Consider the following 22,688-nt stretch of genomic DNA (forward strand, 5'->3'; position numbering starts at 1 on the left):
AAGCCCGGCCTTACGCATTTCGCCTGCGCGCAAGCGGGCCGTCCAAACGCGGACGCCGAGACCGATTTCGCCAGGGAACCTCCGTTAAGGATTACCGATATGGCCGTTCCGAGAAGAAAAACTTCGCCCTCGCGGCGTGGCATGCGCCGGTCCGCGGACGCGATCAAGCGCCCGACCTATGTCGAGGACAAGGATTCCGGCGAACTGCGCCGCCCGCACCATCTCGATCTCAAGACCGGGATGTATAAGGGCCGCCAGGTTCTGAAGAAGAAGGATTCCTGAGCTCTCGCTCGGATCCTTGAGTCGGCGCGGCATGTCGGGTGGTTTCGGCCACGCTCGGACAAAACGCCGCGTCGCACTCGCGGGAAGGACGCAAGTGTCGGCCGCGCACGCGCGGCGGCACATCGCGCAATGCGATCCGCCCGATGCCTGAATTCGTACCAAGTGTTGCGTTAGGGAGTTGACGTCCGCGTCCGGACGATCGCCCACTCGCGTCCGGTCGTTCTGAACCACAGGCTTCGCCGATGTCGATTATCGGTTTCCCGCTGCTGCTGATCCCGGTCGCGATCTGCAATATCATCGTCTTCCTGATGCCGGGATTGGCGTTCGACGCGGCAATGACCCGTGTCGTGCTGCCCTCCGGCGCCACCTGGACGATCGCGCTCGGCGATATGCTGGTGGCGCTCGGCGTGCTGCTGCTGTTGCCCGAAGTGATGAAGGCGGCCCGGCCCGGAGCCAAATACCTCACCGATCATCTGCTGTCGCTGCTGGTGCTCGCAGGCATCACGGCTGAATTCGTGATGCTGCCGCAGTTTGCCAATGCCACGGTGGCTCTGCTGGCGCTGCTGGCGCTGGTCGATTTTCTCAGCGGCATCGCGCTGCGCAGTCGTCACAGGCGCGAAGCCCGGGCGGCGCGTGCCGCGGCCAAATCGTCTGCCGAGATCATTGAAGACGAGCCGGAGCAGCCGGCGCCGGTTGCTGAGCCGGCACCGGTTGTGGTGCCCGCGACCGAGCTGGCGCCGCAGACCGTCGAGCCGGCTTCTGCATCCGCCGCTTCCGCGGCTTCGATCGCCGAGGCGGTGCTGCTCGATCGGCCCGAGCCGGTGAAGCCGGCTGCGACGGCGAAGGACGAGGAAAAGTCGCCGGCGCGCTGAGCGCGTCGCTGAAGCGATCAGGACATCCGCTGGGTTCGGAAGCCGGTGGGCGGCGCCGTGAAGGCGTGGCCGGTGGTCGAGCGGTACGCCGCATTGGCGTGGCCGGGCTCGGCCCGATTGCAATCCCGGGTCTGCGGATAGCCGCCGTCGATCGCCATCAATTGCGCCACGAAATTCGACGACGGCCGCACCAAGCGGTCGGTGTAGCGGGTTCGCATCGGCGGCGGCGTCACCGGGATCGGCAACGGCTCGATCAGTTCGCCCTCGGCGCAATCCGGCTCCGCCGAGGCGGCGTGGACGTCGCTTCCATCGTCGATCCAGACCTTCGCCATTGTCGCACCTACGCTTACTTGTCTCGTTTCGGGACGGGTCTCCCCGTCCTGATGGCGTCGTCGCAAGTCGTGTGCCGGAGCCTCCACCTCGTAGTATGCCGAGGCTCGGCTTTCCGTTCCTGCCCCGGAATCCGAATTGGTTTCCAATTTCTTTATATTATCGACCTAGCGTTGGGATGTTCGGCCGACCTATCCTGCACAGGAGAATCACCTGACAGCGTCCCGAAACGAGGCAGTCGTGTCGTCCGCCGCTCCTGCGCCACGCTCATCGACCGCGCAGACCGCGACCGCGTCTGATCCGTCGCTGCTGTCGCTGCTCGGCCAAGCCGCTTTCGTGTGGGACCTCGAGTCCGATGCCTTGAGCTGGACCGGCCGGGTCGGCGAGCTGTTTCAGGACATTCCGGCCGAAGCACTGGCCTCCGGCGCGAGCTTTGCGGCGATGCTGGAGCCGTCCCGCGCGATCCGGTCCGAAGCTTTGCTCAATGGCGCTGCCGCGGTCGGCCCCGGCTGCGTGCCATACCGGATCGAATACGGCATCCGGGCTTCCACCTCGGCCCCGGTGAGCTGGATCGAGGAGACCGGGGTTTGGTTCGCCGGTCCCGACGGCCGCCCGGCGCGGGTCGAGGGCATCGTCCGCATCAACAACGAGCGCCACGCCCGCGACGAGCAGCTCCTCAAGCTGTCTCAGCACGATCCGCTGACCGGCGAACTCAACCGCACCCATCTGATCGCCGCGCTCGCCGAAGCGATCGAGGAAGCGTCGCGCTTTCGTACCAACCTGTCGTTCATGCTGGTCGGGCTCGATCATCTGGCGCGGGTCAATGATTCGTTCGGCTTCGACGTCGCCGACGAAGTGATCTCGACCATCGCCGGCCGGATCCGCAGCCGGCTGCGCGCCGGCGATCAGCTCGGCCGATTCTCCGGCAACAAGTTCGGCCTCGTGCTGAAGAACTGCACGGTCGACGACGCGCATATCGCGGCCGAACGATTCCTTGCCGCGGTGCGCGACGAGATCGTGCCGACCAGGTCAGGTCCGGTGTCGATCACCGCGTCGATCGGCGCGGTCAGTGCGCCGCGCCATGCCCGCACCGCCGATGAAGCCATCAACCGCGCCCAGGAGGCGCTGGCCGCCGCCAAGCATCGGCGCGCCGGCTCGTTCGCGATGTGGCGGCCGAATGTCGAGCGCGACACGCAGCGCCGGGTCAACATCCGCGTCACCGACGAGATCGTCACCGCGCTGAACGAGCGCCGCATCGTGCTGGCCTACGAGCCGGTGGTCGACGCAGCCTCGCGGGTGCCGGCCTTCCACGAATGCCTGGTGCGGATGCGGACCGACGACGGCCAGGTGCTGCTCGCGCCCGATATCGTGCCGGTGGCCGAGCGGCTCGGGCTGATCCGGCTGGTCGATCATCGCGTGCTCGAACTGGTGGTGGCTGAACTCGCCTTGGCGCCCGGTGTCGTCCTCAGCCTCAATATCTCGCCCGACACCACCATCGATGCCGATTGGTGGGCCGGCATCGAATCGCTGATGCTGGCGCATCCCGGCATCGCCGAGCGGATGATCGTCGAGATCACCGAGACGGTGGCGATCCCCGACCTCGACGAGGTGCGCGGCTTCGTCAACCGGCTGAAGACGCTCGGCGCTAAGATCGCCATCGACGACTTCGGCGCCGGCTACACCTCGTTTCGCAATCTGCGGGCGCTCGGCGTCGACATCGTCAAGATCGACGGCGCCTTCGTGCAGAACATCGCGCGCTCGGCCGACGACCGTGCCTTCGTGCAGACGCTGATCGATCTGGCACGCCGGCTCGGGATCAAAACCGTGGCCGAATGGGTGCAGGACGAAGAGTCAGCGCAGCTGTTGCGCGACTGGGGCTGCGACTACATCCAGGGTCGGCTGATCGGATTGGCGTCGCAGCAGCGGCCGTGGCCGATCGTCGCCGAAGCGGCTGCGGGCCTCGCCGGCAAAGCGGTCTATTAGAAAGCCGTCTATTAGAAAGACGTCGATTAGCAAGGCTAAGCGAGCGACCGGGCACCGCGAGCACTGGGCCGGCCCGGCTTAAACTCTCGTGAGAGATCATCGAGGATTTCCGGTTCTGATCGGATCAGAACCGGAAAGATGCCTGAGCAGCAAACCTCGCTGCTATTCGTCTTTCTTCGGCTGTTCGAGCGACATCCGCTCCAGCCGGTCCTGCATCTCTTTCATCTGCCGCCGCAGATCTTCGATGCTGTCGGCGCCGCCGCTGGTCTCGGCCGGTACCTCGTCGGTCGATTCGTGGCTCGGCGGACGCGGCACGAACATCGAGAAGGTCTGCTGGAACAGCTCCATGTTGCGGCGGACGGTCTCTTCCAACGGCGCGAACGGTGTCAGGCTGAAGGTCGACGCCATCTGCTTGCGGAATTTCTCCTGCTCGCGTGTCAGCGAATCGATCGACTGCTCCAGATACTTCGGCACCACCATCTGCATGCTGTCGCCGTAGAAGCGGATGAGTTGTCGAAGGAAGGTGGTCGGCAGAAGGTTCTGCCCGGCCTTGTTCTCTTGCTCGAAGATGATCTGCGCGAGCACGCTTCGGGTGATGTCGTCGCCGGTCTTGGCGTCGTAAACGAGGAAGTCCTCGCCGTCCTTGACCATCGTGGCAAGGTCTTCGAGCGTCACGTAAGTACTGGTGCCGGTGTTGTAGAGTCGCCGGTTCGCGTATTTTTTGATCGTGGTCGGTTGGTCTGATTTCGCCATGTCACCCACACACACGGAGGATAAGGAACCCGCCGCCTCCCGACAGCAGGCTGAGACGCAATGCAATAAAGTAAGCACTTTCAATGCACCTCGGCTACCGTTTTGTGCGCCGCCGCCAGGCAGAGTGAATTTATCGGCATCGCAGCACCAACATGCGTGTGCCGGATTGACACGCCGCCGCCGGCTTCACAGGATGTGCGCCGACACCGGCACGCCAACCAGGCCCCGCCGTCCAAGAGACCGTCAAAAACTCAAGCCCAGGAGATGTCCATGTCGGACGATGTCGTCATCGTCAGCGCCGCACGCACCGCTGTCGGAAGTTTCAACGGCGCCTTCGCCAATACGCCGGCGCACGATCTCGGCGCGGTCGCGATCAAGGCTGCGCTGGAGCGCGGCGGCATCGATCCGGCACAGGTTTCTGAAGTGATCATGGGCCAGATTCTCACCGCCGGTCAGGGGCAGAACCCGGCGCGGCAGGCGTCGATCGCGGCCGGTATTCCGGTCGAGAGCCCGGCATGGGGCATCAACCAGCTTTGCGGCTCGGGTCTTCGCTCGGTCGCGCTCGGTTACCAGGCACTGATGAACGGCGACTCCGAGATCGTCGTTGCCGGTGGTCAGGAATCAATGAGCATGGCGCCGCATGCGCAATATTTGCGCGGCGGCGTGAAAATGGGCGCGGTCGAACTCGTCGACACCATGCTCAAGGACGGTCTGTGGGATGCCTTCAACGGTTACCACATGGGCAACACCGCAGAGAACGTCGCGCGGCAATGGCAGATCACCCGCGACCAGCAGGACGAATTCGCGGTGGCTTCGCAGCAAAAGGCCGAAGCCGCGCAGAAGGCAGGTAAGTTCAAGGACGAGATCGTCCCGGTGACGATCAAGACCCGCAAGGGCGACATCGTGGTCGACACCGACGAGTATCCGCGCCACGGCGCCACGATCGAAGCGATGGCCAAGCTGAAGCCGGCGTTCGAGAAGGACGGCACCGTGACCGCCGGTTCTGCCTCGGGCATCAACGACGGCGCAGCGGCAGTGGTGCTGATGACCGCCAAGCAGGCGGAGAAGCTCGGCAAGAAGCCGCTGGCCCGCATCGTGTCGTGGGGCCAGGCCGGCGTCGATCCGAAGATCATGGGCTCTGGTCCGATCCCGGCGTCGCGCGCGGCGCTGAAGAAGGCCGGCTGGTCGGTCGGTGATCTCGATCTGATCGAAGCCAACGAAGCCTTCGCGGCGCAGGCCTGTGCGGTGAACAAGGATCTCGGCTGGGATACTTCTAAGGTTAACGTCAATGGCGGTGCGATCGCGATCGGTCATCCGATCGGTGCATCGGGAGCGCGCGTCCTTGTGACGCTGCTGCATGAGATGCAGAAGCGCGATTCGAAGAAAGGTCTTGCCACGCTTTGCATCGGCGGTGGCATGGGCATTGCGATGTGCCTCGCGCGCGATTGATTGCGCGTGTCGCGACGATGTCGCGATACACGGACTGATCAGTTGCAGTGCAAGAACGATTGTTCAAACGCCCGGCAGATTGCCGGGCGTTTTTGCTTGATGTTCACGAGCGACCATCCTTTTATTCGAAAAGACACAATCGCGTTCTAGACAAAAAAGGAATTGCGGGAGGAGCTTTGCAATGACGCGGGTGGCGTTGGTGACTGGGGGGACGCGCGGTATCGGTGCAGCAATCAGCAAGGCGTTGAAAGCGGCGGGCTACAAAGTCGCAGCGTCTTATGCGGGCAACGATTCGGCAGCGGAAAAATTCAAAAACGAGACGGGTATTCCGGTATATAAATGGGACGTGAGTTCGTTCGATGCCTGTGCCGAGGGCGTCAAGAAAGTCGAGGCCGAACTCGGTCCCGTCGATGTTCTGGTGAACAATGCCGGCATCACGCGCGACGGCGCCTTCCACAAGATGACGCTCGAGCAATGGAATGCGGTGATCAACACCAACCTCGGCTCGCTGTTCAACATGACGCGGCAGGTGATCGAGGGCATGCGCAATCGCAAGTTCGGGCGCATCGTCAACATCTCGTCGATCAATGGGCAGAAGGGCCAGTTCGGTCAGGTGAACTATTCGGCCGCCAAGGCGGGCGACATCGGCTTCACCAAAGCGCTGGCACTAGAGAATGCGCGCGGCGGCATCACGGTGAACGCGATCTGCCCGGGCTACATCAACACCGAGATGGTGCAGGCGGTGCCGAAGGATGTGCTCGAGAAGGCGATCCTGCCGCTGATTCCATGCAACCGGCTCGGCGAGGCCGAGGAGATCGCGCGGGCCGTGGTGTTCCTCGCCGGCGACGATGCCGGCTACATCACCGGCTCGACGCTCACCATCAACGGCGGCCAATACATGGTTTGAGGCACAAGGGTGGGACTTCGATCCTCGCACGGCGCGTCTGCCGTGCTGCTGCGAGGATCAGCCTGCAGGTGCGCTCATGACGTCGCGCGTTGCGACGCTGATCGGGCTGTCGGCGATCCTGATGTGGTCGCTGCTTGCGGTGATGACCGTTGCGACCGGCACCATCCCGGCGTTTCAGCTTGCCGCGATGACGTTCGCGATCGGTGCGCTCGCTGCCGCGATCGGATGGATCGTGCGGCCGCAGGCGGTTCGCGCGCTGCGCCAGCCGCCGCTGGTGTGGGCGGTCGGCGTCGGCGGGTTGTTCGGCTATCACGCGCTGTATTTCCTGGCGCTGCGGCTGGCGCCGCCGGCCGAGGCCGGCCTGTTGAATTATCTGTGGCCGCTGCTGATCGTGCTGTTCTCCTCGCTGCTGCCGGGCGAGCGGCTGAAGCTGCATCACGTTGCCGGCGCGCTGCTCGGGCTTGCCGGCACGGTGCTGCTGTTCACCGGCAACGGTGCGGTGATCGAGCGGGCCTATCTGCCCGGGCTTGCCGCGGCGTTCATCGCGGCTTTCGTCTGGGCGAGCTATTCGGTGCTGTCGCGCCGGCTCAGTGCGGTGCCGACCGATGCGGTCGCCGGCTTCTGCTTCGTCACCGCGCTGCTGGCCACGGCCGTGCATCTGCTGATCGAGCCGACCGTGTGGCCGGACACCACGATGCAATGGGCGGCGATCATTGCGCTCGGGATCGGACCGGTCGGGGCCGCCTTCTACGCTTGGGACATCGGGATGAAACGCGGCGACATCCGCGTGCTCGGCGCCGCGTCTTATGCCACGCCGCTGCTGTCGACAGCGTTTCTGATCCTCGCCGGCTATGCCCGTCCAACCACGGCGCTGGCAATTGCAGCGTTGCTGATCGCCGGCGGCGGCCTGCTCGCCGCCAAGGACATGCTGAAGCGAAGTTGATCCAGCGAGGCCCGTACAGCAAAGCGACCGGAGGCTGTCCGGTCGCTTTGTCGTGATCTGCCGAAGAAATCAGTAGCGGTGCTTATGGATCACCACCACGCGGTCGCCGTGATGATGGTGATGCCGCCAGCCGCGGTGCCAGCCGTGGTCCCGATGCACCATCTCGGCGCGCGGGCCATCGCGATACACCTTCTTCTTGATGATCGTGGTCTCGGCGGACGCAATCGAGGGAAGCGAAATCGCGGCCGCGGCAACCGCGGCGAGCACGTAGCCCATCTTCATGTGTGTCTCCTCTCTGTTCAAATTGCGGAGAGAAAACAAGCAGTCGCGATGAGCGTTCCTGCGGAACCGCAGGGATTTTCTTGAACGGATGTTCAGGAAGTAATCGAGATTATTGCTCGAGAACCATGCGGCCGTCCGCATAGGCGAAGCGCTTCAGCTTCGACAGATAGGACAGTCCGAGCAGGTTCTCCGACAGCGCTTCGTCGGGAAGTACCAGCGCATCGACGTCGCGCACGATCAGTCCGCCGACGTCCAGCATCGCGATGCGGGCGCGCGCCGCTTTCACCTGACCGTTCGCGGTCGAGACCTTGGCGGTGTAGTCGCCGCGCGACGGCCGCAGACCGAACCGCGCCGCCGAGCTTTCATTGAGAGCGACCACCGAGGCGCCGGTGTCGACCATGAACGACAGCCGCTGGCCGTCGATCCGGCCATCGGTGCGGAAATGGCCGCGCGGGTCGCGGTCGATGCTGATGCTGCGGCCATGGGCTTCGGAAGTCGCCGCCGCCATGCCGACAGTGGCGTGAGGCGCCGCATGGGCCTGCGCCGGAGCCGGGGTAATCCGGTCGGCGATTTGAGCCATCGCGGTGCCGAGCACCACCAGGGCTGCGGCGAAAATCAGGATGCTACGCATAACGCCTACTCACACAGTCCGTCGCCGCGCAGATTGGATCACGCGCGGATGCCGGACGCGACCGCGGCGTCCGATGCATCCGGATGTTTTTGGCGAAAACGGTGAGCGAAGGATTAACGCGAGCGCCGGCTCAGCTGCCTTTCGGCTTGGCGCGGCGGGTCGGCGGCGCGGAGGCGGGGTCTTCGGGCCAGGGGTGACGCGGATAGCGGCCGCGCAGATCGGCCCGCACCCCGGCATACGAGCCGCGCCAGAATCCTGGGAGGTCGCGCGTGACCTGCACCGGCCGGTGCGCCGGCGACAGCAGTTCCAGCACCAGCGGCACCGCGCCGCCGGCGACCGACGGATGGCTGGTCAGGCCGAACAATTCCTGCAGCCGCACCGCGATGGTCGGGCCCTGTTCGGCCTCGTAATCGATCGGCAGCTTCGAGCCGGTCGGCGCTTCGAAATGGGTCGGAGCCTCGCGATCGAGCCGGCCGCGCAGCTCCCACGGCAGCAGGTTCATCAGGGCGTCCGACAGGTCGGAGGCCGAAAAATCTCTCAGGCCTGTCTTGTCGAACAGCGCCGGCACCAGCCAGTTTTCGCGCGACTCGGCGAGGGCGGCGTCCGACAAATCAGGCCAGGGGTCACCCTCGGCCTTGCGCAGGAACATCACCCGGCCGCGCCATTGCTGAAGCTGCTTCGACCACGGCAACCGGTCGAGCCCGGCCGCGACCAGGCCGTCGGCGAGCCCGCGCGCGGTCTGTTCGGACGGCGTCAGCGCCAGCGGTGCTTCGGACAGCGTGATCGCATGCAGCCCACGGCGGCGCCGGGCGCGGAGCGCCATCGCGGAGCGGTCGAAGCTCACCTCGTCCGCGTCGGTGATCTGATCGCCGAAATGCAGCTCGATCTCGGACAGCGTGATCGGCGCCGCCAGCAAGATGCGGCCCTGTGCGGCGCTGCCGGTGAGTTCGCCGACCGCCAGATACGGCGCGCGTGCCAACGCGGAAGTCTGCTCAACCGCGGCGCCGCGGCCATTGGCGAGCGTGAAGCTGCCATTGCCGCGGTTCTTGGCGACACGATCCGGGAACGCGAAGGCGAGCAGGACGCCGGAGGAGAGCTCGCCCGCGTCTTGCGGGGAGCGAGACGACGATGCTGCCTGCGCCGCCCAGCGCTGCGCCATCTGCCGGGCGCTGCTGGCGCGCTGCGAGCGGTCGCGGCGGAATTGGTCGCGGCGATGGTCGAGATCGGCCCCGTCGCCGCCCAGCCCGCGCTCGGTCAGAATCGCGGCGATTTCGGCGGCATCCTCGGCGCAGCCGTGGCGGGCGGCATCGACGATCATCCGCGCCAGCCGTGGCGGCAGCGCCATCGCCCGCAGGCTGCGGCCCTCGTCGGTGATGCGGCCGTCCGGGTCGAGCGCGCCGAGCTCGCCGAGCAGCTCGCGGGCTTCCTTCAGCGCCGGCTGCGGCGGCGGATCGAGGAAGGCCAGCGACGACGGATCGGCGACGCCCCACTGGGCGAGGTCGAGCAGCAGCGACGACAGATCGGCGGACAGGATCTCCGGCTGCGTATAGGCCGGCAGCGACGCGGTCTGCGGCTCGTCCCATAGCCGGTAGCAGACGCCGGGCTCGATCCGGCCGGCACGGCCGCGGCGCTGATCGACCGCGGCGCGCGAGGCGCGCACCGTCTCCAGCCGGGTCAGGCCGAGGTCAGGCTCGTAACGGGGGACTCGGGACAAGCCACAATCGACGACGATCCGCACGCCCTCGATGGTCAGCGAGGTCTCGGCGATCGAGGTCGCCAGCACCACTTTGCGCTGGCCTTTCGGTGCAGGCTGGATGGCGCGGTCCTGCACCGCGGCGTCGAGCGCGCCGAACAGCGGGACGATCTCGACCGCCGGATCCTGCACCCGCTCGCGCAGCATCGTCTCGGTGCGCCGGATTTCGGCGGCGCCGGGCAGAAACGCCAGCACCGAGCCGGTTTCCGCCCGCAGCGCCTGCGCGATGGCCTCGGCCATCTGCCGCTCCGACGGCGCGTCGCTGCGGCGGCCGAGATAGCGGGTCTCGACCGGAAACGCCCGGCCGAGGCTTTCGACCACCGGCGCATCCCCGAGCAGCCGGGCGACGCGGGCGCCGTCGATCGTCGCCGACATCACCAGGATGCGCAGATCCTCGCGCAGACCTTGCTGGGCGTCGCGAGCCAGGGCGAGGCCGAGATCGGCATCGAGCGAGCGTTCGTGAAACTCGTCGAACAGCACAGCAGCGACTCCGGTGAGTTCCGGGTCGTCGAGGATCTGGCGGGTGAAAATGCCCTCGGTGACGACCTCGATCCGGGTGGCGCGTGACACCTTGGAGCCGAATCGGACGCGGTAACCGACCGTCTCGCCAGCCTTCTCGCCCAGCGTCTTCGCCATCCGCTCGGCGCTGGCGCGGGCGGCGATCCGCCGTGGCTCGAGCACGATGATCTTCTGGTTCTTCAGCCACGGCGCATCGAGCAACGCGAGCGGCACGCGGGTGGTCTTGCCGGCGCCGGGGGGCGCGACCAACACCGCAGTATTGCTCGCCTCGAGCGCGGCGGTGAGCTCGTCGAGCGCGTCGTCGATCGGCAGCGGGGTGTCGAAGGTGCGGGTCAAAAGTCAGCTCGAAGGATGCAAGGGGCGGATGGTTAACAGAAACAACCTGCAGCGGCAAAACAGCCCACCCAGGCTTCCAATTCCGGAAATGCCGCACATTCGATAGTGGGGGCAACACTAACTCAACCGATCGCGCCGATGATGCATCCGAGCCGCATCAGACGGGAACAACCATGACTGCGAACGGCACACTGGCTCCGCGCATGCACGGCGGCCGGGTCGACTGGGTCGACTATGCCAAGGGCATCTGCATCATCATGGTGGTGATGATGCACTCGGTGCTCGGCGTCGAGGCCGCGGCAGGCCAGGCCAGCTTCATGCACTATGTGGTCGAGTTCGCTCGCCCGTTTCGGATGCCGGACTTCTTCCTGATCTCCGGCCTATTCCTGGCGGTGGTGATCGATCGCGGCTGGCGGACCTATCTCGATCGTAAGGTCGTGCACTTCGCTTACTTCTATGTGCTGTGGGTGACGATCCAGTTCGCCTTCAAGGCGCCGAGCTTCGCCGCCGAGATGGGGTGGATCGGCGTCGCCAAGCTATATGCGCTGTCGTTCATCGATCCATTCGGCACGCTATGGTTCATCTATCTGCTGCCGATCTTCTTCGTCGTCACCAAGCTGACGCGGCGGCTGCCGCCGCTGCTGATCTGGGCTGTCGCCGCGCTCCTGGAATCGCTGCACGTTAACACCGGCTGGATGGTGCCGGACGAATTCTGCGCGCGGTTCTTCTATTTCTACACCGGCTATCTGTTCGCCCGGCATGTCTTCGCGTTTTCCGATGCGGCCCGCGCCCGCCCAGCTCTGGCGCTGATCGGCCTCGCGGGGTGGGCGGTGATCAACGCGGTGCTGGTGCATAGCGGGGCTGCCGACCTGCCGGTGATTTCGCTGCTGCTCGGGCTCGCGGGCGCCTGTGCCATCATCACAGTCGGCACGTTGCTGGCGGAGAAGCGCTGGCTCGACGGCCTGCGGTTCTGCGGCGAGCATTCGATCGTGATCTATCTCGCGTTCTTCCTGCCGATGGCGATCAGCCGGTCGCTGCTGTTGAAGTACGCGCCGTTTCTCGATCTCGGCGTGATCGCGATCATCGTCAACATTGCCGGGGTGGTCGGCGCGCTGATCATCTGGAAACTGGCGATGAAGAGCGTCGCCACGTTCCTGTTCGAACGTCCCGACGCCTTCTGGATCGCCCCGCGCAAACAGACTCCGCGGCTGCAGGCCGCGGAGTAATCAAGACTTCCGTCTTCATAGCTGGGCAACTCGGATCCGCGCTTCGCGCCGTCCGCGCGCAGCTCTGTCGCGAAGCAGTCCAGCCTCGTATGGGGGCTGGATGCTTCGCGTCGCTCGCAATGACGGAGAGGAGCGTGGCGGGGGCTTTACCGCCAGGCGTCGGCCTGCACCACGGCGTCGTCCCGCCAGGCTTCGCGTGCGGCCTTGTTGGCCATCCAGTTCGGCAGGAAGGTCAGCGCTTCGTCGAGAATGTGCGGAGTGTGCAGGCCCGGCGAATATTCCAGCGCACGCTTGAAGTACTCCTTCAGCGCCGGCCGGAAGGTCGGGTGCGCACAGTTCTCGATGATCACCTTGGCGCGCTGCTTCGGCGACAGGCCGCGCAGATCGGCGAGGCCCTGCTCGGTGACGATCACCTGAACATCGTGCTCGGTGTGATCGACATGCGAGGTCATCGGCACGATGCAGGAGATCTTGCCGCCCTTCGCGGCCGACGGCGTCATGAAGAACGACAGGAAGCTGTTGCGGGCGAAGTCGCCGGAACCGCCGATGCCGTTCATGATGCTCGTGCCCATCACGTGGGTCGAGTTGACGTTGCCGTAGATGTCGGCCTCGATCATGCCGTTCATCGCGATCACGCCGAGCCGGCGGATCACTTCCGGATGGTTGGAGATCTCCTGCTGACGCAGGACGATGCGCTCGCGATAGAAATCGAGATTGCGCAGGAATTCGTCATAGCCTTCCGGCGACAGCGACAACGCGGTCGCCGAAGCGTGAGTCAGCTTGCCCTTGCGCAACAGGTGCAGCATGCCGTCCTGCAGCACCTCGGTGTAGGCGGTGAGATTTTCGAACGGGCCATCTTCGAGGCCGGCCATCACCGCATTGGCGACGTTGCCGACGCCCGATTGCAGCGGCAGCAGATTGTGCGGCAGCCGGCCCTTCTTCACCTCGTGGCCGAGGAAATCCAGGATATGGCCGGCGATCGCCTGCGAGGTGTCATCGGGCGGCGAGAACGCCGAGTTGCGATCGGGCAGGTTGGTCTCGACGATCGCGACGATCTTGGCGGAATCGCAGCGCAGATACTGCTCACCGATGCGGTCACCGGAAGCGATGATCGGAATCGGTTTGCGGTTCGGCGGCAGCTGCGTGCCGTAATAGACGTCGTGCATGCCTTCGAGGCGGATGTCCTGCCAAGCGTTGACCTCGAGGATGACCTTGTCGGCGAGATCAAGCCAAGTCTTGTTGTTGCCGATCGACGACGACGGGATCAAGCTACCGTCCTCGCGGATGCCGGCGACTTCGACCACAGCAATGTCGAGCTTACCGAGGAAGCCGAACCAGGCGTGCTGGGCGACGTGGGACAGATGGATGTCGATGTATTCCATCCGCCCGGCGTTGATGCGCTTACGGCAGGTCGGGTCGGACTGATAAGGCAGCCGCATCTCGATGCCGTCGACCTTGGCGAGTGCGCCATCGAGCTCGGGGGCCGTCGAGGCGCCGGTCCAGACGCTAACCTTGAACTTCTGGCCACGGGCATGATGCGCGTTGATGCGCTCGGCGAGCGCCAGCGGCAGCAGCTTCGGATAACCGGCGCCGGTGAAACCGCTCATGCCGACATGCGCGCCGGACGGAATCAGCGCGGCAGCGTCGGCTGCGGTCATGACCTTGGAGCGGAGGTGGGGAGCAAGGATGCGCTCGGCGTTGACCATCAACGACTCTTTCTTGCTAGGAGCGGCCAGGGGATTGATGCGATTCGTCTAGTCGCTGTGACAAAAAGAGCCATGCAACCTATGGCGAAGGAGGCATGCGTCCCGCTCCCAAACGATGCCGCGTCCGACACCCAGACGAGCTTGCCCTACTTAGTCGCAGGCTACATGTCACTGTTTTGTCTTGGAAATATAAACTGCGGCCGACATTGATTGCGCCGTTAATTAAACGAGCCTGTTGAGTCAGAAAGTCATGCTGATCTTGCAGGGCTGGGCCGCTGAGGCACGTGGGCGTTAATAGATCAAGCAGGCGGGCTCGACGCCCGAAATGGTGCCCCTGGCCGGGATCGAACCAGCACTCCTTGCGGAACTCGATTTTGAGTCGAGCGCGTCTACCAGTTCCGCCACAGGGGCCCGCGCGACCGAAAATCATCCGGCCGCGAAGCGCGCGGGACTATAGCGGTCCCGGAGTCGGGGTCAACCCGACGCGCCGAGGCGGCGGCGGACACTCTGGTTTGATCGGACGGCGTCTCGACAGCGTCTCGGCCCCGAGATACGACCCCTGCCGCATCCCGGAGATCGACATTGACCGCCGACCTGATCGACCATCGAGGCACCCTTTCCAAGACGGGCCGCCCGGAGCGGATCGCGGGGAGCGTGGCGCTGACCGTCGCGGTCGTCGCCGTGGCGGCGCTGGGGCTCGCTTGGTTCTCCCAGCTCGTGCTGGAACTGGCGCCCTGCAAGCTCTGCCTGGAGCAGCGTTACGCCTATTATCTCGACGTCCCGCTCGGGCTGCTGATCGCCTTCGCGGCCTGGCGCCGCGCGTCGGTGGGGCTGCTGGCGGCGGGCCTGGTCGTGCTCGGCCTGATGGCGCTCGGCAACGCCGGCCTTGCCGCCTACCACGCCGGGGTCGAGTGGCGGTTCTGGGCCGGCCCGTCGGACTGCTCAGGACCGATCCTGGACCTCAGCAAGGCGGGTGGACTGCTGGCCCAGCTCGACACGGTCAAAGTTGTGCGCTGCGACGAGGTGCAGTGGCGGTTCCTCGGCCTGTCGTTTGCCGGCTACAACGTGCTGGCCTCGCTGGCGCTCGCCGCGCTGTGCGGATGGGGCTTGGTCCGGCTCAAGCGGCGCTGAGGTCAGTCGTCGACGTCGTCCGGGCTGTGCCCGAACCAATGCACGATCCCCGGCGTCACGATCGAGACGTAGATGAAGCGCGACAGATGGTGCGCGCCGACGAACACCGGATCGATGTGCAACGTCAGCGCCAGCGCCATCATGGCGTCCATCGCACCGGGTGAGAACGCCACCACCAGGTCGTTCAGCTTGACCGGGGTGGTCAGCATGATGGCGACGACGAACACCGCCGAGATCGCGATCGCGACGGCGAATGAACCGAGCGCTGCCCCGATATAGCTGAGGATCGTGCGCGGCTTGATGGCGCCGAACCGAGCGCCGATCAGGGTGCCGATCCCGACCAGTGCGGCCAGATAGGCCCATTGCGGCAGCGTGCCTTCCACCCAACCGCCGCCGTGCAGCACCGATGAGCCGAGCATTGCGCCGAACATCCAGCTTGCGGGGAAGTTCACCAGCCGCAGCAGCAGCGCGACGCCGACCGCGACCGCAATCAGGACCGCCAGGACGAGCGGTGTCGCCTCCGGCCCGCGCGACGGCAATGGTCCGTGACCCGCCATGCCGATCAGCGCCAGCAGCATCGGCACCGCGCTGGTCAGGATGATCACGCGCATGACTTGAACGACGGCGATGCCGGGCACGTCCGCTTTGCGTTCGGTGGCCAGCATGATGATCTGCGACAGCGCGCCGGGACTGCCAGCCAGCAATGCCGACGTCCGGTCCCAGCCATGGATGCGCTGCAGATAGATGCTGCTGCCGAAGGTGGCGCAGAACGTCGCCACCGCGAGCAGCCCGATCGTCACCGGATAGGACGCCAGATTGTGCACCATGGTGGGCGACACCACCGAGCCCAGCGAGACGCCGAGCGCCATCAGCACGATGTGCGACAGTGGCGGCGGAAGCCCCATTTTCCGTCCGGCAAGACCGGCGGCGCCGACCGCGATCATCGCGCCCGTGATCAGTCCCCCGGGGAGCTGCGCCCAATAGAACAATGCGCCGCCGGCTGAGCCGATGGCGATCGTTTCGACCACCTGGAGAGTCTTGGACCGCAACGTCATGGCGGTCAGCGCAGGATTTTGAGGCACGCGACCTTATTGCAAATCATTATACCTTCGGCAATTGCGCCTCGCGCGCGCGGCCATGCCGGCGATGCGGGTGCTCGCTGTCTCTCCACGCTGGTAATCGGATCGCAATTGTCAGTTGCATCCCGCGAGATAGAATATCGACGGGTGGCACACCAGGGAGATGGGACATGAGAGTTCTGAGGTACGAGACCCGTGCGGCGCTAATGACTGCAGCGGCGCTGCTGATATGGTCGGCCGCAACCCCCGCGCAGGCGCTGACCGCGCAGGAGTGCAGTGCCAAGTATCAGGCCGCCAAGACTGACGGCACGCTGAACGGGCAGGGCTGGAACGACTTCCGCAAGGAGCATTGCGGGGCAGCGGCGAGCGCCGACAGCAAGGCCGCGGAAGCCAAGCCGGCAGATGCCAAGCCCGCAGATACCAAGCCCGACGCGAAGCCGGAGGCTAAATCCGAAGCCAAGCCGGCCGAATCCAAACCCGAGGGCAAGTCGAAAGCCAAGAGCGCCGCAGCGCCGGCTGTGCCGCAAGGGCCGGCGGTGTATCCGACCGCGATCGACGCCAAGTTCGCCCAGGAAAAACCGACGCTGGCGCGACTGCATACTTGTGCCCAGCAGTGGAAGGCGAACAAGGCCGCGAACGCCACGGGCGGTCTGCGCTGGATCCAAAAGGGCGGCGGCTACTGGAGCGAGTGCAACAAGCGCCTGAAGGGCTGACGTCACTCGCTTTCATGGACGGCTGCGGGCGCCCCGGCCTTTCTGCGTCGTACCGGCGGTATCGGGCGCATAGCAGCCGTCCTGCTGCTGCGATTGACAGGTTCCGACGGAGCCCGCATCGGTGCGGGCGATTTTCCGCGTGAGGGAACCTGATGATCGCCAGCGTCGGCCTGATCCTGCTGTGCCAGCTCGTCGGCGAAGTGATCGCCCGCGGGTTGGGGTTGCCGTTGCCAAGTCCGGTGCTTGGCTTGATGTTGCTGTTCTGCCTGTTGGTGCTGCGCGATTACGTCAAGCCGCTCGCGCTCGGACCGCTCGGCAATGGCGGCGTCGAGGAGGCTTCCAAGGGCATGCTGGCGCATTTGTCGCTGCTGTTCGTGCCTGCCGGCGTGGGGGTAATCCAGCAGCTCGATATGATCACCACCCATGGTGTTGCGATCATGCTGGTCCTGGCCGGGTCGGTGCTGATCACGCTGGTGGTCACGGTGGTGACATTCGTGGTGGTGGCGCGGCTGCTGGCGATGTGGGTGCCCCGATGAACGCCAACCCGTTCTCGCTGTGGGTGTATCTGTCGCAGACGCCGCTGCTGTGGCTGACCGTGACGCTGCTGGTCTATGCGGCGACCGATGCGGTGTCGCAGGCGACCGGGCGCAATCCGCTGGTGAATCCGGTTCTGCACGCGATGTGGATTATCGGCGTGTTCCTGTGGGCGACCGGCACCTCCTACACCACCTATTTCAGCGGCGCGCAGTTCGTGCATTTCCTGCTCGGCCCCGCCACCGTGGCGCTGGCGGTGCCGCTGTACGAGAACCGCAAGCTGGTGCTGGCCGCGATCCTGCCGATGGCCCTGGCGCTGGTCGTCGGCTGCGTCACTGCGATCGTCTCGGTGGTCTGGCTGGCGCAGCTCGCCGGGCTGCCGGAAACCGTGGTGCTGTCGCTGGCGCCGAAATCGGTCACGGCGGGCGTCGCGATGGGTATCAGCGAGTCGCTGCATGCCGATCCGTCGCTCACCGCGGTGGCGGTGATCCTCACCGGCATCCTCGGCGCGATCGTCGTCTCGCCGCTGATGAACCGGCTCGGGATTCGGGATTATCGCGCGCGCGGCTTCGCGGTCGGCCTCGCCTCGCACGGCATCGGCACCGCGCGGGCCTTCCAGGTCGACGCCATCGCCGGCGTGTTCGCCGGCATCGCGATGAGCCTGAACGCGCTGATCACCGCGCTCTTGGTGCCGGTCCTGGTCACGCTGCTGGTGCACTGAGTTCGGCGCACGCTGTCGCTGCAGTGTGATTTGCCGCCGCGGCAACCACCGCGTTACGCTTTGCGCGAAATCATCCGTCCGAGGATGTCGCCGATGTCCGATGTTTCAGTGGGGCCTGCCTCTTACGTCGCGGCCCCGCCGCTGCGGTGGTCGATGCCGCGCCCGGTGGTGGCGATTGTGGCCGCGCTGATCGCGGTGACGGCCGCGACCCTGGCTTCGCCCGATGCGACGATCGCCGCGCGGGCCCAGAGCGATGCCGAACTGGTGCTGCTGCTGCGCTTCATGGCCGGCGTGAAGGCCGTGCTGGCGCTGGCCGCGCTTGGCGCGGTGGTGTGGCGGCTCGGCTATCCCGCCTCGCCGGTGTTGAGCGTAGCCTACGTGCTCGCGCCCGCCCTGATGGTCGCGGCGCCGCTGCTGATCTGGCAGATCGCCCCGACCGCGCTCGGCGCCGGGCTGTTTCATGGCGGCTTGGCGCTGCTGCTGCTGGCTTTGTTCGCCGACCGCGGCCAGGCCTCGGAACTGGTCCGGCGCACATTGTTGGTGCGGCGTACGGCCTGAGCGCTACGCTGCCGGCAGCTTCAGCCAATCGAGCAGCGCGACGTTGGCCTCGCGCGGGTAGCTGTGACTGAGGTCGGCGATCTCGCGGTAGCTGACGTCGGCGCCGGCCGAGACCAGCGCCTCGTGGGCCTGCCGAGCCACCTCCACCGGAAACATCCAGTCGTGGCGGCCGTGAACGATCTGGATCGGCAGCCCGCGCAGCCGAGCGGAATCCGCCGCGCCGGCGAGCAGCGGATGAAAGCTCGCGGCGATCGGCGCCAGATGGGTGAACGGCGAGTCGCTGGTCAGGCCCGAGACGTAGCAGAACGTGCCGCCGTCGCTGAGGCCGGTCAGCAGCCGCCGCGACGGATCGACCCGCCAATGCCCCCGCACCTCGTCGAGGATGCGGGCCAGATTGGGCGAATCGACATCCTCGCCCATCAGCGCCCAGGTTCGCCCCCTCGCAGTCGGCGCCACCACGATGGCGCCGCGGGCGCGGGCGTCACGCAGCCAGCTCCACAGGAACAGCCGGCCGTGACCGCTGCCGCCGTGCAGCGCCATCACCAGCGGCCACTCCCGGTCCGGGTCGTAATATTCCGGCACGTAGAGCGAATAGCCGCCACGACTGCCGGGCTCGTTGAACCGGTGAAACACGCCGCTGTCCGGATGCTTCGGCTGCGTCAGTCGCGCCAGCAATGTTTCTTTCTGCTGGCTGTCCGGATCGAGGAAGAAACTCGACACCGGCGGCAGAGTGGCCGCGAGCGGATACAGCGCCTCCAGTCCCTGAGGCAGACGCCGGAGCGCCCGGAAGACGTCGCCGAGATCGCCCTGGCCGGCATCGACCGCGCGCAGGCCGGCAAATGCCGCGAGCGCCTGCTCGCCGGCGGTCTGGAGCGGCCCACGCAGATGCGCGAAGGTCTCGGGCCAATTCGCCAGTCGTGGCAACTCGGCCTGCAGGGCCTGTTCGGGCGTGCCGGCGAGCTTGAGCAGGTCGCCGAATTCCGGCGGATGCAGATAGCGCGCGACGAAGCCGAGCGATTCGAGGCTCTGCAGCAGCGGCGGCAGCAGCGCCACGATGTCGTCGATCACGGCCTCGCTCATCCCATCCCTTTCCGATCTTGTGTTGTACGGCCCGACAGTGTCAGGGATCGGGGGCGCTGCAAACCGCAAACAAGAATGCTGCGGTGATCGGGCGGGGTCCCATTCGGCGCAAAACCCTTTAGGGTGGCGAGGAGCCAAAGTCCGAGCGGAACGTTGCCGTCGGCGAGGCAAGGGGACCTGGATGCCGGCATCCGAAAACAAGTTCTTCATTCTGCTGCTGGTGGTCGCCACCGGACTGTTCGGTTGGATTCTGTGGCCGCTGTACAGCGCCGTGCTGTGGGGCATGGTGATCGCGATCCTGTTCGCGCCGCTGAACCGCCAGCTCAACCGCGCCTTCGGCTTCCGGCGCAATCTCGCGGCCTTCACCTCGGTAGCGATCATCGTGCTGATGGTGCTGTTGCCGATGTCGCTGCTCGGCGCCGCCCTGGCGCGCGAGGCGGCTGCGACCTACACCAAGATCGAGTCCGGCAACCTCGATCTGCTGAAAACCATGCGGGAGCTATTGGCGTCCCGGCCCGATTGGCTCGGCGATCTGCTCAGCCGGTTCGGCGTCGGCAATCTCGCGGACATACAGCAGCGGCTGTCGGCTGCGCTATTGCGCGGCAGCCAGTATCTGGCCGGGCAGGCGCTCGATATAGGCCAGAGCACCTTCGACTTCACCGTCAATCTGTTCGTGATGGTGTATCTGCTGTTCTTCCTGCTGCGTGACGGCGATCTGTTGGCCGGACGTATCCGCCGCGCGATGCCGCTCGGCGTCGATCATCAGAGCCGGCTGCTCGACAAGTTCACCGTGGTGATCCGTGCCACCGTGAAGGGCAACATGCTGATCGCGCTGATTCAGGGCGCGCTCGGCGGGCTCGCCTTCTATGTGCTCGGCATCAGCGGCGCGCTGATGTGGGCGGTGGTGATGGCGTTCCTGTCGCTTCTGCCGGCGGTCGGAGCCGGAATCGTCTGGCTGCCGATGGCGCTGTATCTGATCGCCACCGGCTCGGTTTGGCATGGCGTCGGGTTGGTCGTCTGGGGCTCGCTGGTGATCGGCATGGTCGACAACTTCCTCCGCCCGATCCTGGTCGGCAAAGATACGCGGATGCCGGACTACGTGGTGCTGATCTCCACCCTCGGCGGTCTCGAAGTGTTCGGCCTGAACGGCTTCGTGATCGGCCCGGTGATCGCCGCGATGTTCATCGCCACCTGGGACATCTATTCGTCCGCGCGCCAGGATGCCGGCGATACGCCGCCGATCGGTGCCAATGCCAGCCCGGTCGAGGCCGAGCCGGTCGCAGTCGCCCCGATCCGTAGCGATCGTGGCACGACGCCGGTCGCTTAAATCCCGAACCAGGGTTGCAGCAGCCGGGCGAACCGGTTCTTGAACCGCAGCGGCGCGTCGGTGACGGCGAGGCAGATGCAGTCCTCGCCCGGGCCGGCCTGCGGCTGGTGTTCGGTGCGCTCGTCGGTCTCGGCGACGTCGCCGCGCCGCATCACGGTGTCGCCGTCACACAGCGATCCGTGCAGCACCAGCGTCAGTTCGCGCCCGGAATGGCCGTGTTCGAACACCCGCGTGCCGGCCTCGAACCGCAGCATCCGGGCGCGCGGCCGGCAGCCTGGGATGTCGATGGTGATCTGTTGCACGCGCGGTGCCAGCCGGGTCCAGCGCAAGCCGGCAAGGTCAGTACCGAGATAGCTGCGCAGCGGCTCGGGAATCACGATGTCGGAGCGCGGCCGCAGCGCCGTGGCAGGGATGGCGGAGGGAATCTCTGGCTCGGCTTGGGTCCGCGCCAGCACGCTCTGCCACAAGTCCGGCGTCACGTCCGCGGCGGGCAGCGCGTCGAGCATTTCGCCGCCGAGCGCATCGGCGGCGGCGGCCCGCGCACGGCAATGCGGGCACAGCGCCAGATGGGTGGCGACCAACAGGCTAGAAGCTTCGTCCAGCGCGCCGGCGGCGTAGCTCAGCAGCAGATCGTCGCCGATGTGGTGCCGCACCGTCATCGCGGCTCTCCGACGGGCGCATCGAGTGCCGCCCGCAGCTTGCCGAAGGCGAGCCGGATTCGCGACTTCACGGTGCCGACCGGCAGGCCGAGCTGCTCGGCGATCTCGCTGTGCGATTGGTTTTCGTAGAACGACAGCATCAAAACACTCTTCTCGTTGAACGACAGCGTCTCCATCACGTCGCGCACCCGCTGCTCAGTTTCGGTGCGCTCCAGCCGGCGGTCGGGCGGCTCCTCCTCGTCGGGCACGAATGCCGGATCGTTGGGATCGAAGTTCGGCCGCTTCGCCTGGCGCAGCCGGTCGATGCTGAGATTGCGCGCGATGGTGAAGATCCAGGTCGAAGCCGAGGCTCTGGCCGGGTCGAACTGCGCGGCGCTGCGCCAGACCGACACCATCGTCTCCTGGGTGATCTCTTCGGCCAGGGCCGGATCGCCGCCACGCCGGGCGAAGTATGATTTTAGGCGCGGTGCGAAATGGCGAAACAGCATCTCGAACGCGGCTCGATCCTGTGCGGCCGCGATCCGGACGATGCAGTCCGCCATCTCCGCCGAAGGCGGGCGTGGACCGTCGCGCAATTGATCCATGACGACCGCTCCGTTGCCGGGCGCGCACCGATCCGCAAGATCGCCTTGAAGCGCACGCTCTGAACCCTGCAGCCTAACGCGGGACGCGGCGATGCGGAGCGCGCCATGTGTCGCGCTCACATGCTCGCGAGTAGTAATCAGGTAGTCGCGCGTGAGGACCGAATCTGGTGTGCGGAGAATCATGAGCAGCGAGCGCGCGATCGGATTGATTGCATTTGTTCTGATACGAACCAGCCGATCGTTTGGATCACCGCATCCCGACAAAAAATCGCATGCGGCAACCGAGCGCATCAGGCCGGGCCCGGCTCACGCGGCTGTGATGGCGAAGCG

Annotated in this window: 23 protein-coding genes and 1 tRNA gene; 13 read left to right on the plus strand and 11 right to left on the minus strand. The window is 65.9% G+C overall.

Features of this window, described 5'->3' with window-relative positions:
* The first annotated feature begins 99 nt into the window (after nt 1-99).
* Nucleotides 100-282: a 50S ribosomal protein L32 gene (gene rpmF / locus RPPS3_RS02750; protein WP_011156094.1), complete on the plus strand. Its 183-nt coding sequence runs from the start codon at nt 100-102 to the stop codon at nt 280-282.
* 242 nt (nt 283-524) lie between these two features.
* Nucleotides 525-1,154 (plus strand): hypothetical protein, encoded by a 630-nt coding sequence (locus tag RPPS3_RS02755; RefSeq protein ID WP_107342739.1) that lies wholly within the window; start codon nt 525-527, stop codon nt 1,152-1,154.
* A gap of 17 nt (nt 1,155-1,171) precedes the next feature.
* Here RPPS3_RS02755 and RPPS3_RS02760 read toward each other — a convergent pair whose 3' ends face one another.
* The gene (locus RPPS3_RS02760; protein ID WP_107342740.1) at nt 1,172-1,486 is read right to left on the minus strand and encodes a hypothetical protein; all 315 of its coding nucleotides are present in this window, start codon (nt 1,484-1,486) and stop codon (nt 1,172-1,174) included.
* Nucleotides 1,487-1,724: 238 nt separating this feature from the next.
* On the opposite strand from RPPS3_RS02760, the gene RPPS3_RS02765 reads away from it, so the two are divergent.
* Nucleotides 1,725-3,467, plus strand: a complete 1,743-nt coding sequence (locus RPPS3_RS02765) for a bifunctional diguanylate cyclase/phosphodiesterase (protein WP_107342741.1) — start codon at nt 1,725-1,727, stop codon at nt 3,465-3,467.
* Nucleotides 3,468-3,629: 162 nt separating this feature from the next.
* Here the strand turns inward: RPPS3_RS02765 and phaR are convergent, their stop codons facing one another.
* Nucleotides 3,630-4,220 carry a polyhydroxyalkanoate synthesis repressor PhaR gene (gene phaR, locus RPPS3_RS02770; protein ID WP_042440735.1) on the minus strand — a complete coding sequence of 197 codons (591 nt, stop codon included), beginning with the start codon at nt 4,218-4,220 and terminating at the stop codon, nt 3,630-3,632.
* A 270-nt stretch (nt 4,221-4,490) separates the two neighbouring features.
* Here phaR and RPPS3_RS02775 point away from each other — a divergent pair, with 270 nt between their 5' ends.
* The 3 genes from RPPS3_RS02775 (at nt 4,491) to yddG (ending at nt 7,519) form a co-directional block, all read left to right on the plus strand.
* Nucleotides 4,491-5,669 carry an acetyl-CoA C-acetyltransferase gene (locus RPPS3_RS02775; protein ID WP_107346397.1) on the plus strand — a complete coding sequence of 393 codons (1,179 nt, stop codon included), beginning with the start codon at nt 4,491-4,493 and terminating at the stop codon, nt 5,667-5,669.
* A 181-nt stretch (nt 5,670-5,850) separates the two neighbouring features.
* The gene (gene phbB / locus RPPS3_RS02780) at nt 5,851-6,576 is read left to right on the plus strand and encodes an acetoacetyl-CoA reductase (RefSeq protein WP_107342742.1); all 726 of its coding nucleotides are present in this window, start codon (nt 5,851-5,853) and stop codon (nt 6,574-6,576) included.
* A gap of 76 nt (nt 6,577-6,652) precedes the next feature.
* A complete protein-coding gene (yddG, locus tag RPPS3_RS02785) occupies nt 6,653-7,519 on the plus strand; it encodes an aromatic amino acid exporter YddG (protein ID WP_107342743.1) in 867 nt (288 codons plus the stop codon).
* A gap of 69 nt (nt 7,520-7,588) precedes the next feature.
* Here the strand turns inward: yddG and RPPS3_RS02790 are convergent, their stop codons facing one another.
* The 3 genes from RPPS3_RS02790 to hrpB form a co-directional block, all read right to left on the minus strand.
* The gene (locus RPPS3_RS02790; protein WP_107342744.1) at nt 7,589-7,801 is read right to left on the minus strand and encodes a hypothetical protein; all 213 of its coding nucleotides are present in this window, start codon (nt 7,799-7,801) and stop codon (nt 7,589-7,591) included.
* Between the two features lie 109 nt (nt 7,802-7,910).
* Nucleotides 7,911-8,432, minus strand: coding sequence for a TIGR02281 family clan AA aspartic protease (locus tag RPPS3_RS02795; RefSeq protein WP_107342745.1), 522 nt, complete (start codon nt 8,430-8,432; stop codon nt 7,911-7,913).
* Between the two features lie 130 nt (nt 8,433-8,562).
* Nucleotides 8,563-11,040, minus strand: a complete 2,478-nt coding sequence (hrpB, locus tag RPPS3_RS02800) for an ATP-dependent helicase HrpB (protein WP_107342746.1) — start codon at nt 11,038-11,040, stop codon at nt 8,563-8,565.
* Nucleotides 11,041-11,213: 173 nt separating this feature from the next.
* On the opposite strand from hrpB, the gene RPPS3_RS02805 reads away from it, so the two are divergent.
* A complete protein-coding gene (locus tag RPPS3_RS02805) occupies nt 11,214-12,266 on the plus strand; it encodes an acyltransferase family protein (protein ID WP_107342747.1) in 1,053 nt (350 codons plus the stop codon).
* A 146-nt stretch (nt 12,267-12,412) separates the two neighbouring features.
* On the opposite strand, the gene RPPS3_RS02810 is transcribed toward RPPS3_RS02805, so the two are convergent.
* Both RPPS3_RS02810 and RPPS3_RS02815 read right to left on the minus strand, forming a co-directional pair.
* The gene (locus RPPS3_RS02810) at nt 12,413-13,972 is read right to left on the minus strand and encodes an acetyl-CoA hydrolase/transferase family protein (protein ID WP_107342748.1); all 1,560 of its coding nucleotides are present in this window, start codon (nt 13,970-13,972) and stop codon (nt 12,413-12,415) included.
* 326 nt (nt 13,973-14,298) lie between these two features.
* Nucleotides 14,299-14,383: transfer RNA gene (locus RPPS3_RS02815), tRNA-Leu, on the minus strand.
* A 171-nt stretch (nt 14,384-14,554) separates the two neighbouring features.
* On the opposite strand from RPPS3_RS02815, the gene RPPS3_RS02820 reads away from it, so the two are divergent.
* Nucleotides 14,555-15,103 carry a disulfide bond formation protein B gene (locus tag RPPS3_RS02820; RefSeq protein WP_107342749.1) on the plus strand — a complete coding sequence of 183 codons (549 nt, stop codon included), beginning with the start codon at nt 14,555-14,557 and terminating at the stop codon, nt 15,101-15,103.
* A 2-nt stretch (nt 15,104-15,105) separates the two neighbouring features.
* On the opposite strand, the gene RPPS3_RS02825 is transcribed toward RPPS3_RS02820, so the two are convergent.
* On the minus strand, nt 15,106-16,158 hold the full coding sequence (locus tag RPPS3_RS02825; protein ID WP_107342750.1) for an AbrB family transcriptional regulator: 1,053 nt from the start codon (nt 16,156-16,158) through the stop codon (nt 15,106-15,108).
* Between the two features lie 194 nt (nt 16,159-16,352).
* Between RPPS3_RS02825 and RPPS3_RS02830 the strand changes: the two genes are divergently transcribed.
* The 4 genes from RPPS3_RS02830 (at nt 16,353) to RPPS3_RS02845 (ending at nt 18,708) form a co-directional block, all read left to right on the plus strand.
* Complete coding sequence (locus RPPS3_RS02830) at nt 16,353-16,895, plus strand: hypothetical protein (protein ID WP_107342751.1); 543 nt, start codon at nt 16,353-16,355, stop codon at nt 16,893-16,895.
* A 152-nt stretch (nt 16,896-17,047) separates the two neighbouring features.
* Nucleotides 17,048-17,431, plus strand: coding sequence for a CidA/LrgA family protein (locus RPPS3_RS02835; protein ID WP_107342752.1), 384 nt, complete (start codon nt 17,048-17,050; stop codon nt 17,429-17,431).
* Nucleotides 17,428-18,150: an LrgB family protein gene (locus RPPS3_RS02840; RefSeq protein WP_107346398.1), complete on the plus strand. Its 723-nt coding sequence runs from the start codon at nt 17,428-17,430 to the stop codon at nt 18,148-18,150. Before RPPS3_RS02835 ends, RPPS3_RS02840 begins: the two co-directional genes overlap by 4 nt.
* Before the next feature lie 93 nt (nt 18,151-18,243).
* On the plus strand, nt 18,244-18,708 hold the full coding sequence (locus tag RPPS3_RS02845) for a hypothetical protein (RefSeq protein WP_107346399.1): 465 nt from the start codon (nt 18,244-18,246) through the stop codon (nt 18,706-18,708).
* Between the two features lie 3 nt (nt 18,709-18,711).
* Here the strand turns inward: RPPS3_RS02845 and RPPS3_RS02850 are convergent, their stop codons facing one another.
* On the minus strand, nt 18,712-19,788 hold the full coding sequence (locus RPPS3_RS02850) for a phospholipase (protein WP_107342753.1): 1,077 nt from the start codon (nt 19,786-19,788) through the stop codon (nt 18,712-18,714).
* Nucleotides 19,789-19,969: 181 nt separating this feature from the next.
* Between RPPS3_RS02850 and RPPS3_RS02855 the strand changes: the two genes are divergently transcribed.
* Nucleotides 19,970-21,115 (plus strand): AI-2E family transporter, encoded by a 1,146-nt coding sequence (locus RPPS3_RS02855; RefSeq protein WP_107342754.1) that lies wholly within the window; start codon nt 19,970-19,972, stop codon nt 21,113-21,115.
* On the opposite strand, the gene RPPS3_RS02860 is transcribed toward RPPS3_RS02855, so the two are convergent.
* Nucleotides 21,112-21,774 (minus strand): ChrR family anti-sigma-E factor, encoded by a 663-nt coding sequence (locus tag RPPS3_RS02860; protein WP_107342755.1) that lies wholly within the window; start codon nt 21,772-21,774, stop codon nt 21,112-21,114. The genes RPPS3_RS02855 and RPPS3_RS02860 overlap by 4 nt on opposite strands.
* Nucleotides 21,771-22,358 carry a sigma-70 family RNA polymerase sigma factor gene (locus tag RPPS3_RS02865; protein WP_107342756.1) on the minus strand — a complete coding sequence of 196 codons (588 nt, stop codon included), beginning with the start codon at nt 22,356-22,358 and terminating at the stop codon, nt 21,771-21,773. Before RPPS3_RS02865 ends, RPPS3_RS02860 begins: the two co-directional genes overlap by 4 nt.
* Nucleotides 22,359-22,688: the final 330 nt, after the last annotated feature.

This window comes from Rhodopseudomonas palustris (assembly GCF_003031265.1).
GTDB lineage: Bacteria > Pseudomonadota > Alphaproteobacteria > Rhizobiales > Xanthobacteraceae > Rhodopseudomonas > Rhodopseudomonas palustris_H.